Annotated in this window: 10 protein-coding genes; 5 read left to right on the top strand and 5 right to left on the bottom strand. The window is 46.0% G+C overall.

The genetic code is table 11. The features are described 5' to 3' along the window. Positions 1–28 precede the first annotated feature (28 nt). From ACJJIE_RS04770 to ACJJIE_RS04760, 3 genes are all read right to left on the bottom strand, one after another. The gene (locus ACJJIE_RS04770; RefSeq protein ID WP_444893731.1) at positions 29–7,393 is read right to left on the bottom strand and encodes an FG-GAP-like repeat-containing protein; all 7,365 of its coding nucleotides are present in this window, start codon (positions 7,391–7,393) and stop codon (positions 29–31) included. 441 nt (positions 7,394–7,834) lie between these two features. After that, a complete protein-coding gene (locus tag ACJJIE_RS04765) occupies positions 7,835–8,200 on the bottom strand; it encodes a VOC family protein (protein WP_282932612.1) in 366 nt (121 codons plus the stop codon). A 65-nt stretch (positions 8,201–8,265) separates the two neighbouring features. Then, positions 8,266–9,489, bottom strand: coding sequence for a CaiB/BaiF CoA transferase family protein (locus tag ACJJIE_RS04760; protein ID WP_444893730.1), 1,224 nt, complete (start codon positions 9,487–9,489; stop codon positions 8,266–8,268). A 276-nt stretch (positions 9,490–9,765) separates the two neighbouring features. Here ACJJIE_RS04760 and ACJJIE_RS04755 point away from each other — a divergent pair, with 276 nt between their 5' ends. Continuing rightward, positions 9,766–10,083 (top strand): Mpo1-like protein, encoded by a 318-nt coding sequence (locus ACJJIE_RS04755; protein WP_282932610.1) that lies wholly within the window; start codon positions 9,766–9,768, stop codon positions 10,081–10,083. A gap of 5 nt (positions 10,084–10,088) precedes the next feature. Here the strand turns inward: ACJJIE_RS04755 and ACJJIE_RS04750 are convergent, their stop codons facing one another. Then, positions 10,089–11,516 (bottom strand): TyrR/PhhR family helix-turn-helix DNA-binding protein, encoded by a 1,428-nt coding sequence (locus ACJJIE_RS04750; RefSeq protein ID WP_444893729.1) that lies wholly within the window; start codon positions 11,514–11,516, stop codon positions 10,089–10,091. 196 nt (positions 11,517–11,712) lie between these two features. Between ACJJIE_RS04750 and phhA the strand changes: the two genes are divergently transcribed. The 3 genes from phhA (at position 11,713) to ACJJIE_RS04735 (ending at position 14,525) form a co-directional block, all read left to right on the top strand. Then, positions 11,713–12,516: a phenylalanine 4-monooxygenase gene (phhA, locus tag ACJJIE_RS04745; protein WP_444893728.1), complete on the top strand. Its 804-nt coding sequence runs from the start codon at positions 11,713–11,715 to the stop codon at positions 12,514–12,516. A gap of 272 nt (positions 12,517–12,788) precedes the next feature. Continuing rightward, positions 12,789–13,259 carry an Lrp/AsnC family transcriptional regulator gene (locus ACJJIE_RS04740; protein ID WP_108733441.1) on the top strand — a complete coding sequence of 157 codons (471 nt, stop codon included), beginning with the start codon at positions 12,789–12,791 and terminating at the stop codon, positions 13,257–13,259. Between the two features lie 96 nt (positions 13,260–13,355). Beyond that, entirely contained in the window at positions 13,356–14,525 is a 1,170-nt protein-coding gene (locus tag ACJJIE_RS04735) for a cation:proton antiporter domain-containing protein (protein ID WP_282932607.1), read from the top strand. Between the two features lie 69 nt (positions 14,526–14,594). On the opposite strand, the gene ACJJIE_RS04730 is transcribed toward ACJJIE_RS04735, so the two are convergent. After that, positions 14,595–15,398, bottom strand: a complete 804-nt coding sequence (locus ACJJIE_RS04730; RefSeq protein ID WP_444893727.1) for an amidohydrolase family protein — start codon at positions 15,396–15,398, stop codon at positions 14,595–14,597. 757 nt (positions 15,399–16,155) lie between these two features. Between ACJJIE_RS04730 and ACJJIE_RS04725 the strand changes: the two genes are divergently transcribed. Beyond that, positions 16,156–16,578: a hypothetical protein gene (locus ACJJIE_RS04725; RefSeq protein WP_444893726.1), complete on the top strand. Its 423-nt coding sequence runs from the start codon at positions 16,156–16,158 to the stop codon at positions 16,576–16,578. Positions 16,579–16,849 lie beyond the last annotated feature (271 nt).

Below are 16,849 nucleotides of genomic sequence, written 5' to 3'. Positions count from 1 at the left end.
AAAACACCGATTATTCATAGAGTTTAATTTAGAATGGCTGAGTATATTCAGATGAGGGGCGCTTCGGTACCGAAGGTATTCTTCCCCTAGAAATAAGTCCACTCGTGCTCGGAAGCTCAACATTTAACGCCTCCTCAACTCCAGCACCCAGCGAACGACGAAGAGCCTCAGCAATAAATAGCTTTCTAGCTCTCGGCCAGCCGTTAACCCAGTGAGCGGCTCTAACCCCCCCGTTAACTAAACCAGTACCTCCCAGAACAACAAAACCAAAATTATGGACATCTTGGCTTGCAGATAGATAGGCCTGACGCATAAGGCCATTGGTTATATCACGACTGGTTATTGTTAATGTAGAAAGCCTCAGCTGCGTCCAGCGTGCTCCTAGACTATATTGAGCAACCTTCAGGGCCCCCTGATCAACACTTAAATCGTTTTCCATCACCGCTAAACCTTCAGCTGCAGCCTGATATGCCTTAAAATCATCAAGCTGATCCCATTGGACCTCTGGCACCATTTTTCCGACAAGTTCATCATCTGAAAAGTCACCACCAGAATCCACTTCTGTAGTAATTATTGATTTAAACGCAGCCGTCACCGCTCCATTTGCAAATTTACCGCCAGTCATGTTCGAAACAGTACCACCAACAACTGCACTCGCCGCTACCTTACCAAAATCACCATCGATACTGCCAATAACAGGAGACGCTGCAGTGCTCACGGCAGCAGACACAAATCCATGACCAAATTTCCCTCCTTGCAGCACGCTCATGGTCCCACCAACCATACCAGAATAAAAAACTGCTTCTCCAAACGTTATCGCGCCACCCTCGTAACCTGAACCGATTTCGCCGAAAGCATAAGATGCTATATAAGAAAGCCCGGCAGACTTTAACGCGTCGCCTGTGGAAACTCCCATAGCCCGACCAAATTCATAGGCCCAAATTGCTGATCCTATTGGCCCCCCGTAATAAGTGGCAATTATATTACCAACCATATTAACTATCTCTGGGCCTAGAACCTTCACAGCTGCCCTGATAATACTCCGGCCAATTTTCTTTGCTAGTGAGTGCAGGAAGTACCCACTAGGGTCAGTCGCATTCAGTGCGTTATTACGTACATAACTATAGCGGTTATACATCTGTGTATCTGCAGCTGCCTGGACAAATGGATCTGCCTGTAAAAAACGCCCCAAGCGAGGATCGTAGATCCGCCCATTCATATGGATCAAGCCGACTTCATCCAGCATCTCGTGGCCAGTATATCCCCGAGTAGTACGACTATGATCAAAGGTAGTCAGAGCGGTTAGAGACAGCGCACTCCAATTGGCCGTATTTCTACGTTGTCCCCATGCATCGAAGGACATTTCTTGCACCACGCTCCCGGTATCATCGGTTAGCAAGTCCATTGACCCCAGGTGATCCTTATAGAGGAAGACTTTATCGGTTGTCTGTACCACAAAGGCTGAGTCCGTCTTTGTTGTGTATACCGCTACTCCCCCCAAGTGCCGCTTCCATTCAATCTCATTAGGCGCAGAAGATTTATGAATACGTTCAACACCACCGATATACCAAGTTTCAGTTACCTCCCCGCTATCCTGGTTAGTATCTTTTCGGTAATAGCGGCTGTGGTTAGGGGCGTATAGAAATTCAGTTGAGTGATTGCCCTTAACAATGAGTGAAGCCTTATCGAAGGTGGTATAAGTGATAGATCGCCCACCATCAAAACTGTCTGAGGTCATATTACCGTTAGCATCGTAGCTATAGCTTACTCCACCGGCTGTAGTTACCGCATGTGGTCCGAATCCATTCTCTCCGTAGGTATACGAACCAACATCGCTTTTATAAGTAATATTCCCAATGGTGTTGTAGCGAATATCCTGGTCAGAGCTACTAAGGCCACTACAGTTATAGTTATTACTTCCTATATGGGTCTTAATCAGGCGATTGAGATTATCGTAGCAGAAGCTCTCGCGCAGGTTTTTGCTGCCACTCTGGTTGTGGCGACTGGTGAGGTTACCAAGGGTATCCCATTGATATGTAATATCTTGGATACCAAAAGTGCCTAAGACTGTAGAGCTCTGATTCAACAGGCGACCGGTAGAACCCTCATAGGTATAACTAGTAGTTGCGCCATTGCCTAATAATTGCTCCTTTAATTGTCCTCGAGCAGTTTGATCTACAACTTCCTGAATCAAGTCCCCACTACTGAGATCAGTCACTTTATACAAATAACCATTGCTATTGTAGTAATTCCGAACCCCCGATTGCCCGGAGCTAAGTAAACTGTCCAGCGCATCGTAGCTATATTCAACCCGACCATAATCATCAAATAGTGTTGTTGTTACGTAGACTGGCTCAGAGCCATTTCCATCAAAGTCGACCGCTTGTGTATTATTGCGACCAAGATGGTCATACTGATATACCGCCTGGTAGCCAGTTACACTATCCGTAATCGATTCAACCAGACCAAGACCATTTTGGGCAGTGTCATAGAGCCAACTGACGTCACTGGTTAGATTAGTATCATTTTCTTTTTCTACTCGAGTCAGTTTTCGGCCAAGCGCATCATATGTAAATTCCACCGTATGGCCATTGGCGTTTGTCTGTTTTTTAAGCTCCCCAAAGCCAGTGTATTTATAAGTCCAGCTTCCCTTATCTGGATCATCCATACTTTCTTTTCGGCCAAGATCGTCATAATTTATCGTAACGGTAATGGGGTAATTGAGGCCATCGCCCTCATCAATATGGCCACCTGAAGCATTTGTCTTACCCCAAGATTTAGCCTTGTGAAGATTGCCTTGACTATCATACTCGTACGTCAGACGACCATCCGCTGCATCAACTACTTCTATCAACTCACCGGCAATATTTTTGATTTCTGTTTTCTGCTGGCCTGCATCATTCGTAGTAACTGTAGTCAGCCCCAAATATTCAACGACAGAAGTAGAGTCATCTGGAGCTGATATCAGTATAGGGCGCCCTAACAAATCATACTCGGTCTCAGTCCACATACGTGTATCGCCAGAAAAATAGGGCTCACTGAAAAATTTAACTCTCCCGAGACTGTCATATTCTTTGTCAGTATAAATTGAGTTGTGTAATCCTTTCACCTCTGCACGAATCGATCTCCCAAGAGAATCGAAATATTCCCTACTCCAGCTACCCGTATTACTACTGGTCGTGACTTTATATTTTGCACCATTCGCACAGCTACTTACGCAGCGTTCATACTGAGTTTTTTTATCTGCTCCCGCATTGTTCCAGCTATACCCTTCACGCCCGAAAGCATCATATGAGAAATAGCTAATCAATCCATTGGCACTTTCCACAATAAGCGGAGCACCAAAGTGATTTCTTGAAACTACTTTTTGCTCCAAGTGACCAAGCGCGTTATAGCTTTCCAATAAGTAGCGGCCAGAGGGATCATAAACAGAACTGGCACTGCGGCTTACTTCACCGGCTGCACTAACAGTCTTCTTCTTGATATTGCCAAAGTCATCATATTCATATGATGTCGTTAGGGTAAATTCAGATTTCCCTGGTTCAATTACTTCAGTTTTTAGCAACCCTTTGTATATTCCCGAGGAGTAATAAGTGAAGGACGACTCTCGCACATGGCTGGACATACCCGGTCGGGAATTGGTGACCGTCGTATTGCTGAGCCGGCCCATTTCTTTATCCCAAGAACTACTGCCGTAAATATTGACTGTTTCTTTTATAAACCGGTCATTTGTCACGGCATCAGTAGTAACCACATCAATTGTCAGCGCATTGCCATATTCGTCATAGCTGCTAGTAGTACTTACAGTACGTAAAAGATCCCCGGGAGCAGTGCCATTATTTTTCAGGTCGTAAGTATCTTCTACGGCATTATAAATGTATGGCTTGTAAGGAACTGCAGGGGTACCACTCCCAGTCCACCCTTGTAAACGCCAGTTATTGGACGCACTCTTAAGAATCTCTCCGCTGGCAGTGCGAGTCTCTGTTAGCAGAGGCATCCCGGTAAATGGGAAGTCCTGCCGATAGGTAGTTTCTGTAACTACTCCTGTCTGGTCATCCGTTGTTCTGATCTTTTGAAATCCCAGCATACCACGACCAGCGGCCTGCAGCTTCATCTGGTGATAGTGATATGAAATTGAGCTAGTGGCCGACTGACTGACTGACCCAGGATTAATACCTGCGGCAGGTGCAGTACTGTCCACTTTGGAGATTAAGAACATTGGAGCAGCAATATCAAGCACTGGCTTGTCTCTGCCAAGAGTATGACTATCCGAGGGAAGTATCCAATCCCCATTCAATGCAGAGTAGAGAGAAGCGGGATCGCTGGTAGTTACGGGAAAACAGATAGTTTCCCTACTTATACTAGAGTACTTTGATATATATAAATCATCAATATAAGTTACACATTCCTCGCTTGTACTAGTAGACATCTCAAGCCGGGAATAAACATCTCCCCCCAACATATTGGCATAGGTAATTTCAGTAACGTTACCTATGCCGTTATCAATTTTTTGAATTACATTTCTGGGGGTATTCTTGTATTCTGGGTATAGGTCATTGGCCAGCTGCGTATATACCTTTCCACTCGAATGATCATATTTATGATAATCGATCTGGCTATCGCCATTTGTATCGACAAACCAAGAGAAGTCCCTATCGTCAGTACCTATATACTTCCAGTTTTTGGTCGTATTAACAAAATTATTTGTATTCTGATCAAAGTATCTAACTTTTACATATCCAGTATCAAAATCTGGCCAAACTAAATCTGGATATCCATCGTTATTAAGATCCGCAAAATTTGCCTTATCACCAACGGTAAACGATCCTAAACTTACGAACTCTGTTCCTGTGCTTAGTTTCACTACTAGCGAGTCTGAATCATCTGACAAGCCGTATATATATGCTATGTCTGTGAGTCCATCGCCATTAATATCCACAGCTATAGGGTCTTTGCTGTGACTACTGTATGACAGTAAACCCATAGAGTTAAAGGTTTGGTCACTATGATTCAGGGTCACCACATGATGCCCCTCATAAGTGGCGCCTAGATAGGTCCAAGTGTAGCCTGAACTACATGTAGAGATTTGCTGTGAAGTATCGTCAAAATTTTCTAATGAGAGTGGCTGATCTTCTCCTATCTCAGCCACAATAGGCTCAATACCACCATCATTTCGAACACAACCCCAACGGTCATCATACGTAGCAATTAATAAATCTATCGCCCCGTCGCCATTAAAATCTCCTAAGCTATTGGGCACTCTTTTATCTGGACTACCAGAGATAGTTCCATCCACATTTAAAGTATAATAATCCGGCGAATTACTGAACTTGTAGTAGTTGTCTGAAGTGATTGCTGCACCATAAGACTCCAAGATTCGAACTGTTATCTTCCCACTGCTAGCAGCAGAGATATAATCCGACAGCCCATCGCCATTAAAATCAGCAAAAATTGCATCTTTATCACCTAACCCAGTACTTATGGGATTTGAACTCAGCTGCCATTTGCTTCCACTATAGCGGCTTAGAAAAACATGCCATTTTTCTGCTGAAAGACCATATGCGCTACGTGAGTTATAGATTGCCAGATCCTGCCTTCCATCTCCGTTATAGTCCAATATACGAATAGCAAAGTCTTTACCTACATTAGTACCTGTAAAATAAGCCAAATCAAAATTTGACCCCGAGAAATATTCCCTTACAAACTTTGTCCCATTGGAAATAGCATATTTGACCCGTGTATCAGTATCATCATCATCCGCATCCCCTTCAATCCATATAATATCCTGCTTTCCGTCACCATTAACGTCCGCATACTTGTAATCGACTAGAAAGCGCGATGACGCAGGAGAAAAGTCAATAGCTTCGTAGGTAGTACCATCATGGTACATAGGTGGTTGTAACCAGTCGAAAGTGACAGCAGGTAAACAGCTCGAACCTACACACTCTTGAATAGTTGAAAGCAGAGAAGTTCTATCAGAGTAACTTTGAGCCGAACCAAACTCTAGTACGGGCTTATATCCCAAACTATATTCCCGAATAGTGTCACCATCAGACTTAGAAACCACTTTTTCTAACCGCTTTGTGGTTTTAAGCTCATAGCCACCGATATAACTACGTAAATACTCTGGCCGAGCGCCGTACTTAAATTCTATTTCAGCCTCATAACTCCCAGAACCATAGGCATATCGCACTTCTTGTATTCGATGTCCGGTAGTCTCATCCCCTTCATAGTGAAATTCAATGTGGTTGCCAACACTATCTTCGAAACGATTCTGTGCCCATGCCAGCGTATTGCCACCGGCTAAAAGCTTTGCATCGTCACTATTGCCGTAGTAACTAATTGAGCCATCTTTGCGCTCGACCGTGAAATATCCTGGCGCACCAAGACTACCCCCCACAGAAGTGATTTTGGCAAAAGAATCCAATTCGGTCTTATAAGTGGCCCCAACAGCACCATACGGATCTCCACCAGAAACTACTAACCGTTGGCCATCCAAGCAAAATCTATCTGACTCAGACCAACTTATAGGAGCTAAATTCTCATCACTCGCTAATGTTTGGCGGCAACGTGAAATCCCGGAGAGGCCGCCAATTGACCATCCACGGCCAAGCAGACCATTTCCACCATTTCCTGTATAGCTCAGGGACATCCCGGGAGTTACGCCCGCAGTGCCCGGCGCTGTTACAATAGGAACAGAATATGTAGCCGCACCAGATTCATTTACCCTAAATTGGCCAGCTGTCATTCCAGCCATATTTGGGTTGCCTGTAACAATAGGAGCATCATAACTATCGAATGTCCCATAAGCATTCGCTACTAAAGATGCATCAATCACCCCTTCTACCAAGATGTCATCACGTCCATCGCCATCGATATCTTCAATAATTACCAGATCTGGATTTGCTCCCGATAAGATAACAGCCACTTCCGTCGTATTACTTCCAATCGGAAAACTTTGTGCTAAATCTGGCAGGCCGTTGCCATCCGCATGTAGGATAAGGGGAATACTAGATAACACCAATAAATCTGATGCTCCATCCCCATTGAAGTCACCGGTCAGAGATATATTTTTATCAAGAAGCTCTAAAGTATTAATCTCAGAATCTGTCAACGTAGACTCAACGGGAGGTGTATAAGCTAGATCATATCCAATAAGGGCCCCAAACATAACAAAACTGGGAAGCTCTGCCATAGCTACAGGCAAGGTTACGTCACCATGAAGCATGATAATGGGACGATGGTATTCAAAATAGAGATCATCCTTACCATCTCCATTTATGTCCCCACTATAAATATGGTACCCATTATCCCAAATACCAGTAAAAGCATAAGTATTAGCCGATAAAAACCCGCTAACAAAAATAAGCAAGCAGATAGAAATAATGCGCATGAGGAGAGCCCCGGAAAGCAGCAATATATAGTTTTAGTTATGGCTATCACTGCTAAAAATCGATGCCACGCGCAAAGCTACAGGCATTTCAGCGAGCTTACAAGCATCGATAAATAAACTTTTCGAAAAAGACCAGCCTAATACTGAAAAAACTGACTAACTCTCACGAATCATTTCAACCGTGCATATTATTTTCAGGTATAGGGAAAGCTAAATGATACTGACGTATAAACTATGCGCAACTAACACTAGTAATATGCATAATATTAAAATCTAAAACCAACCCAAGAGCCCTTTCAGTTCTTATAGTTAACTTAGATAACTCAATCAAAAAAATGGCTAGATTGTTCATAGGAGTGAACTTCAAATAATTCGTACTTACAGGCCTCGACAATTACCAACCTAAATAGTATTGATCTATTTTCCCTCCAAGCTCCATTTTTAAATTAGCGCATTAACTTCAATTTTAGTTCCCACCGGATCAAAGAATACCAATTGCCGAAGATTGCGACCCGGAACATCCATTTGATGGCTAGCAACACCTAGCGCATCCAAACGTTGTTTTATAGGCTCCAAAGCTTCTGTACGAAACGCAATATGATCCAGGTAGGGCTTCTCAGGCTGGTCACCGCTCACCTCACCATCTATTAAATGCAAAATAGCCCTACCATTGCCATAGAGCCAAAAACCATCTCGCTTAAAGTTAGGCCTCTCACCCTCTGTCAGACCGAGAACCTGGACATAGAAGTCCCGTACCCGCTTTAGGGTTTCCATAGGAGCAGTAATATTGACGTGGTCGAGTTCCATCTGTTTTCCCTAAGTTACAAGGCACATCCTTGTGCCTGATTAGCAGTAAGTTATCTATCTATAACTTACACAATACTCTTGTTTCGCAACTCTTCTACTTGCTCGTCACTTTTGCCAAGCAAATCCCGCAATACTTCCTCAGTGTGCTCACCCAATACTGGCGGCGCCTGGGTGTAGTCGAGTGCGGACTCAGAGAAGATTACAGGGTTACGCACGGTCTTCACCTTTCCAGCTTCCGGATGATCCTGCTCAACCACCATACCCCGGGCCTGTACTTGAGGATCAGCAAAAACCTCCTCCAATGTATTAATAGGCCCACAGGGAACATGAGCATCACTAAGATGCTGGAGCCACCAAGCAGAATCGTGCTTACGAGTCGCCGCTTCAATCTGCGGCACCAATTCTTCACGGGCCATTACCCGCGCTGAGTTAGTCCCGTAGGCAGGATTTTCTGCCAGTTCTTCTACACCCGCGATTCCACAGAAGCGTTTAAACTGGTCATCATTACCCACTGCCAACATAAAATAGCCATCTTTTGAGGGGGCTGCCTGGTAGGGGACAATATTGGGATGGCCGGTACCCTGTCGCTCAGGGCTTTTACCAGAAGTAAGGTAATTTTGGGCTTGGTTAGCCAACCATGAAACCTGGGTATCCAATAAGGCGAGGTCGATATGCTGGCCAACACCCGTATGCTGCCGGTGAACAACAGCTGCCAATACAGAAGATACCGCGTACATCCCTGTCATCAGGTCGGCTACGGCCACCCCCACCTTTTGCGGGCCCGCGCCCGGTTGCCCTTCCGGCACACCGGTAATACTCATCAGGCCACCCATCCCCTGGATCATCGCATCATAGCCTGCTCGTTTTTTGTACGGGCCAGTTTGCCCAAAACCTGTAATCGAACAATAGATAACACCAGGATTGATCGCCTTGATGGATTCATAATCCAGGCCGTACTTTTTCAGCCCATCTACTTTGTAGTTTTCAAGGAGGATATCGCATCGGGCTGCCATCTCCTTGATCAGGGCCTGGCCATCTTCAGTAGTGATATCTACGGTTACTGATTTTTTTCCGCGATTGGCACTTAGGTAGTAAGCGGCATCAGCAGTATCATTTCCCTTCTCATCCTTTAGGTAGGGAGGGCCCCAGTGGCGAGTGTCATCCCCTCGCTCCGGGCGCTCTACTTTAATAACCTCAGCCCCAAAGTCAGCAAATACCTGCCCAGCCCAGGGTCCGGCGAGAATACGACTTAAATCGAGTACCTTTAAGTGTGCGAGTGGACCTGCCATAACTTCCTCATATCGCTTACTTGCGGGTTAACCGCATATTTTTGCGGCAGCCTAACAGATAATTTGTGCCCGCGCCCTGATTGGCGGCCGTAGCTATTCGTCTTAAACTTAGGAGTCTCTGAACAAACCCGCGATACGGCTAGCTTACGGAGCGATTCAAAGTTAAGGCGCTGCCTCGTAGCAACGCCTGGACCTTTCAAGAATTCGCAAGGCAGAGATATTACGGTTTTGTTCAGCGGCTCCCCTGATTGTGCAATAAAAATAAGGAGGCACAGCATGGCCGCAATAGAAGCGCAAAAATTTGAATCTTTTCGCGAGTTTTATCCATTCTACTTACAGGAACACAGCAACCTCACCTGTCGTAGGCTGCACTTTTTTGGTACCAGCCTGGTGTTCGCGACAATAATTGCGGCTGTAGTAACTTCCAATATGTTGTGGCTGGCAGTTACTCCTGTCGCAGGCTACGGGTTTGCATGGATCGGGCACTTTTTCTTTGAAAACAATCGCCCGGCAACCTTTAAGTATCCGTTCTACAGCTTTATCGGTGACTTTGTTATGTTTAAAGATATGCTGATCGGACGAATCGACCGCTAAGCAAACTATTTTTTATTGGCCGACAAGCCGTATTTCCGCAATTTGTTGGCCACAGCGGTATGAGAAATACCCAGCTCCTTAGCCAGCTCCCTGGTTGAGGAGTGACCTTTGATAATGTCCGCCAACAACGCCCTCTCCAACTGCTCCATCATTTCCTTATAGGTAAGTCCACGGCCCCAGTCCCGCCAGGGAAGTTCCGCTTTAACCATTAAATCCGGCACGTCCGCACAACTGATCGACGCCGCCCCTCTAATCAAGCATTGACTGGATGCGGCCATTAAATAGTCCCTGAGGCCGTTGAAGTTATCCGGCCAGTCGTGGAGTTTGATTAACTCCATCACCTCGCTATCAAAATTGAGCTCACTAGCCTCTGGGGACTCCTGGCGCATTAAAGTACTGGCATAGCGCGGCAGAGCCGTTCGCATATTTCGCAACGGGGGCAAGGACATCGCTAATGACGAAAAGAGCTGCGCAAGTGGCGGCGCAATAGATTCCCTATCAAGAGCGGTGGCCACCAATCTCAGCGATGCCGGCAAATTGCGGAGTTTTCTCAATAAATCAACTTGAGCTTCTGTTTTGAGAGTATGTATATCCTCAAGAATCAAAGTACCCGTTCGACGAAGATGTGAAGGCAGCTGCATAGTCCCATCACTGGGGATAATTCGATAGCAATCAGCCCTTGAGGCCGACGGGGAGAGGTAATGCACCGCACAGGCAAACGTTGTCTTTCCTGTGCCCCGCTCACCCAGTATCAACAGAGGTGCGCTGAGTTCAGATAAGTCCTGCAACTGGAGGCAACTCCTTCGACGCAAATCAAAATCCCACAACACCATCGGTCTTGGCAGCTCAGTGACAAACTCGCTGCTATCCCAAGGCTGTAAACGCAGTACCGCCCCAGCCAATGAGTCAACCGCTCCAGGATTTCCCTCCAGAGTGATCGGGGACCAGTCCACACGAAAACTCTGCCCCCTTACCACCAGAGGCAGTCCGTAGCGAGGTACTGCAAAATCCCGCAGTAATTCTGCGACCTGCATAAGCGGCAGGAATCTCTGCAGCTGTAGACCTGGCACCTTGTCCAGGCTCACACCGAAAGCCCTTGCCGCTGCCAGATTCGCAGCGACCACTCTGCCCTCGCGATCCACACTAAGAACCGGGTCAGTCACATGACTCAGCAAAGTGTCCAACTCGAAATGACGTCGCTCCAGAGGCAATAGAGAGATCCTCCGCACCCGCTTAACTCCAGGAACCTGGTGCAGGGACTTCTCGATAGTCTGGTATTGAGTGGCAAGCATCCCGGGCGCTATCAGATAGACCTTATCTCCACTGTCACCCCCGAGCTCACCAGAGGTCACATTTATTCGATATTTTCCGAAAATTTGCATTATTTCGTGCAAAATGCCGACACGATTTGCACAAGTAATCTCTACCCGCACAGCTTCACCTGTAAAGAAATGTTTACAGAAAGTGTAATTTGAACTCCCCGGAAGGCGCAATAGCTCGCCGCTACCTCTCCCCACTAAGGGCACGCCTGGCTAAAAATAGAGGTCGAAACATAACAACAACAGGTTCAGCGGCAGGTGCTGGGCACTGGGAATCAGCGAGAGCTACCGAGCCGCAGGAGAGACATTCATGAAGAAAGAAGCAAAGAAGGCAAGTAAGTACGTTGCCCGTGAGCCCAATGAAGACGGCTTTATCGAGTATACCGACCTTGAACACCAAACTTGGCAGCGTCTGATTGAACGTCAGCTGGATGTCTTACCCGGTCGCGCCTGCGACGAATATATGCACGGCCTGGAGTTGCTGGACCTACCGAAAGACCGCATCCCCCAGCTTGAGGAAATCTCCAGTGTGCTACGCAAAGAAACGGGCTGGGAAGTCGCCCGGGTTCCCGCACTGATCGGTTTTGAGACTTTTTTCGGTCTGTTGGCAGACCGAAAATTCCCGGTTGCAACCTTTATTCGCACCCCAGAAGAATTTGACTACCTGCAAGAGCCGGATATCTTCCACGAGATTTTTGGCCATTGCGCCATGCTTACCAACCCAGCATTTGCAAATTTCACCCATAAATACGGGCAACTAGGCCTTAAAGCCTCCCCCAAGGAGCGTGCCTATTTAGCCCGCCTGTACTGGTTTACAGTGGAGTTTGGCCTGCTGAACACAGACGATGGGCTACGTATTTACGGCGGCGGCATCCTGTCCTCACCGAAAGAGACTCTCTATGCATTGAGCCACCAGCCAGAACGCTATGATTTTGACGCAGTTACTGCACTCCGTACCCCATATCGTATCGATATCGTTCAGCCCATTTACTACGTACTGAATAGCTTACAGCAGCTGCAAGACCTTACCGAAATTGACCTGATGGCCAAGGTGCGCGAAGCCATTGAACTAGGCTTATTTGAGCCCCGCTTCCCCCCTAAAGACGCAGCCTAACTTACGGCACGAGATTGGGCAGCCAACATCCGCCCAATCTCAACTACCCAACTAAAAAGCTCCCCCAGAAGCGTTGCATATTTAGGGAAATTCCACTACCAGCACTCTCGCCCGGAGCCTATCGTATCTGCAGTAGGTGTGATGGGAGTTGATGACAACTCATCGAACGGCCCTCTCACCCACTCGCCCAAATACCGTCAGGGGTTGCCAAGGAGGCAACAAAATCAGAGCAAGGACACAGAACCCCTACCTTATAGGGAGCGGATAGCACTATGTCCTCACTTGACGCGATTGATAGAAAACTTCTTGCGATTCTGCAATCTGACGTCAGCCTTTCAATCGAGGAGCTGGCGGAGCGTGTGGGCCTGACAAAAACCCCATGCTGGCGCAGGGTGCAGAAACTGGAAAAGAGCGGCATCATTCGGCGCAAAGTCGCCCTGCTCAATGCAGAGATTCTAGGCCTCCCGGTCTCAGTGTTTGCCCAGGTCAAAACTGACCAGCACACACCGGAGTGGGCAGACAACTTTGCCGAGCATATGGCTCAACTGCCCGAGGTAGTGGCTTGCTACCGCATGGCAGGCGACTACGATTACCTGTTGCGAGTGGTAGTCAGCGATATCACAGCCTACGACCGCTTTTACAAAGAGTTAATCCGGCACGTTGGTATCAGCGATATTGTCTCCAACTTTGCCCTGGAACAGATCAAAAGTACTACCGAGTTACCGATTCCGTCTGGTGAATAAGGTCTCAACAGAAGCACTTGGTAGGCACATAGCTCTTTCAGCTGTTCGCACATCTATGGATAATGGTTAAATCTCGCTCACACATAAGGATGGCCTGTGGCGGACAGCTCCCTTTTCCAATCATTCTTCTTGATCTTTAGTGGCGCAGCAATCGTCGCCTCACTGGCTCTTTTTGGACGGCAACCACTTCTGGTCGCCTACATCGCTCTCGGTGTTCTACTCGGCCCTTCAGGATTCGCGGTAATCGATAACCTGCGGCTGCTATCCGACATGTCCAGTGTTGGAATTATCTTCCTGCTCTTCCTATTGGGGCTGGATATGCAACCACAGGCACTGGTATCTGTATTGCGCAAAGCTACTTTTGTGGGGGTTGTTAGTTGTGCAATCTTCCTCGGCCTCGGTTTTGCCATAGGCTTGCTATTTGGGTTCACTACCGTTGAGTCCTGGGTAATCGGCATGGCGCTGATGTTCTCTAGCACCATTATCGGTATCAAGCTCCTTCCCACGACGGTACTTCACCACAAGCACCTGGGTGAGCTTATGGTGGGGCTTCTTCTCTTTCAGGACTTTGTAGCAATAGTCTGCCTAATGGTACTGCTGAGTGATAACACCGGTGATGAACAGATCTGGCAATTGGCTCTCTCCTTTGGATCGCTGCCTCTGCTACTCCTTTTCGCCTGGCTTATCGTAAAATATATTTTATTGCCACTATTTACCCGCTTTGATCGCTTCCACGAATACGTATTCTTAATGGCACTTGGATGGTGCATGGGAATGGCAGAGCTGGCAGAAGTTGTCGGCCTTTCGAGGGAAATCGGTGCATTTATTGGTGGTATCACGCTGGCCGCCAGCCGGATTTCACAGTACATCGCCCTCAGTCTTAAACCATTGCGAGACTTCTTCTTGATCCTTTTCTTTTTCAGTCTGGGAGCGCAATTCGAACTTGCCATGCTCCCGGAAATCCTAGTTCCGGCACTGGTTACGGCCGCTGCCGTACTGGTGATAAAGCCCGTTGTATTTCACTTCCTACTTGGGAATCGTAGTGAACACAAAGTGCTCTCGTGGGATATTGGGTTTCGGCTCGGGCAGATTAGCGAATTTTCACTATTAATTGCCTTACTCGCTTATACACAAAACCTGATTGGCAGCGAAGCTTCACATCTAATCCAGGCGACAGCAATTCTGACCTTCCTGGTATCATCTTACATTGTGGTAATGAACTTCCCCAATCCCATTGCGATCAAGGATGAACTGCGAAGAGACTAAACCCCTTAGCCTCTTCCAGCAGAGGGGTTTAGCAGAGCGCAGCCATCAACTAACAATGGTGGCAACTCACTAAAGCTTAAACACCTTCTCAGCATTCTTATATAAGAAGAGTTCGGCAACCCCATCCTCCAACTCCAGAAGGTGCAACTCCTTTAAACACATCTCCGGTGTGAGCATCGGATAATTGGTCCCGAACATCACCTTATTTTTACCGTGAGACTTGATAAATGAAACCAACTCACGAGGGTATCGTTTCGGCTTATATGCAGAAGTATCTATATAAACATTGGGGAACTTGGTCGCAAAAGCGATCATTTCATTGTGCCAAGGATACCCAATATGGCCGCAGACAATCTTTAGATCGGGAAAATCGAGAGCAATCCTCTCAATATGAGCCGGTCGGCCAGAATCAGAGCTGCGCAACGGCCCGGTAAGACCCACTTGCAAACAAACTGGCACATCCAGCTCAACACATGCCGTATATAGCGGATAATACAAAGGGTGAGTACAAGGCAACTCCCAGAGCCACTGCACAATACGCAGCCCTTTAAAGTCATGCTCCAAAACATACTTGCGCAGGGTTTGCACAGCCTCTATCGGCTTTCGCAAGTCCACTGATACCAGACCGCAAAACCTGTCAGGATGAGTTAAAGTAAGATCCAGTACTTCATCATTGCTAATCAAGGCCCCGCTCGGTCCATGCCAAGCAGAGATCAATGCCTTGGATACGCCTGCCATATCCATAGCTGACAGGGTCCACTCAAGGGGAACTTCTTTAAAATCCTGCCCCATCCAACGTTTTAAAGTATCAAAGAAAGGTTCAGCAAGAAAACGCTCTGTAGGATGCTGGGCCCAAACATCAATCACCGTCATGTTAGCAACTCCCTGCTCTTAAAGTGCACTTCAAGTTAGAGTTAAGACAAAATGAAAGCCATTCGCTTGTAACCTTGGGACTGCCTCTAAGTGGAATGCAGTACCCGCCACGACCAATCCATTAAGCTAACACTATCAAGGTGCCCCCACTCTTCTTAAACATTATCTTTCAAAAAGCCTAACAAATTAGCTAACCCTGAAGTCACTTCGATATAGAGGGGAATTAAAAGCTCCTACAATCATCAATATTATTTATGCCTAACTCTCCCCAAACATCATGTATTCACACCAACAAAAAATAGACGGATTTATTCAGGCCCAATATCCACATAAAAAATTCGACAATAAAATCAAAAAATTGACCAATAGAACACTTTAATTATTTAATCGTAAACTCCTCTGGAATCTCTCTCGAATATTTAACCCCCCTCCCTTTGAGATCTTCTGAATTTCACTGAAACGCACCGCCCTAAGCTCTACAACATCCTTAATAAGAACGTCGACATAAACCATCAATACATTCCCATCAAATTTTGGAAATTGTAATAGCACCATCACAGCCACCACTAGCAACAAGCATACAGAAGCACTAAACAAAGAAAAACCTTAAGAATTTTACCGGCATAAAATACTGATTCAATAGTGAAAATATTCCCAATTAAAAACAACCGATACAAACAATAGATTGCGATTAGAGGCAAGCATCTACCTCTGCTGCAACAATTAATCTTCAACAGGAAATCAATCGAGTAATATTATGCCACTAGTAAGAATGAAACAAGAAACAGCGATAAAGCACTTTTACGCCATCCCAGCAAATAACAATATGATTGCTGGCGTTTTAAGCGATTCAGGTTTACGTAGAAGTATTGCAATTACACAACATAAAGAAAGACCAGATTCAACAGACAAGAACACCACACTTTTTATAAGACAGTCAACTTTTGATCAAATAGTCCGCGGCGAATATTGCGCTCAGCATGAACGCCCTATTGGTAACAACCCAAATCAAATTGAACGATATGTTTGCAATAGGGACATAGTTGCAAAAGTAACAACAAAAAAACACATAGACGCTTATGAAGTAGAAATTGACCTGATTGACGACGATACGGGTGATGCCACATTTAACTGTCAATTTCAAAATGATGAATGGCTTCTATGGCACATGAACAACTAACAATACCATTTAGATACTAATAAATTCATTTCCTCTAAAAATGTAGCTAAGTATTAAGCTGTTAACTTTAGCTACATTTTTATGATCCAAAGTATAAAGGGATTATAGTTGTTGCTAATAGCCAGGTTATTCATCAACCTATTGAGCACCAATAGGCGGACACAGTTTTTTCTTATGCTCCCTTCAACCCCAGAGCGCCCAAGATCATTCACCATATAAAGGACAAAAACATATCCATTATTATCTAAAACCATCCACGCTAAAGCCTATA

This window comes from Microbulbifer maximicatervae (SeqCode) (assembly GCF_052467325.1).
The sequence above is the reverse complement of the archived record's forward strand: the minus strand, read 5'-3'. Positions and strand labels throughout refer to the sequence as shown.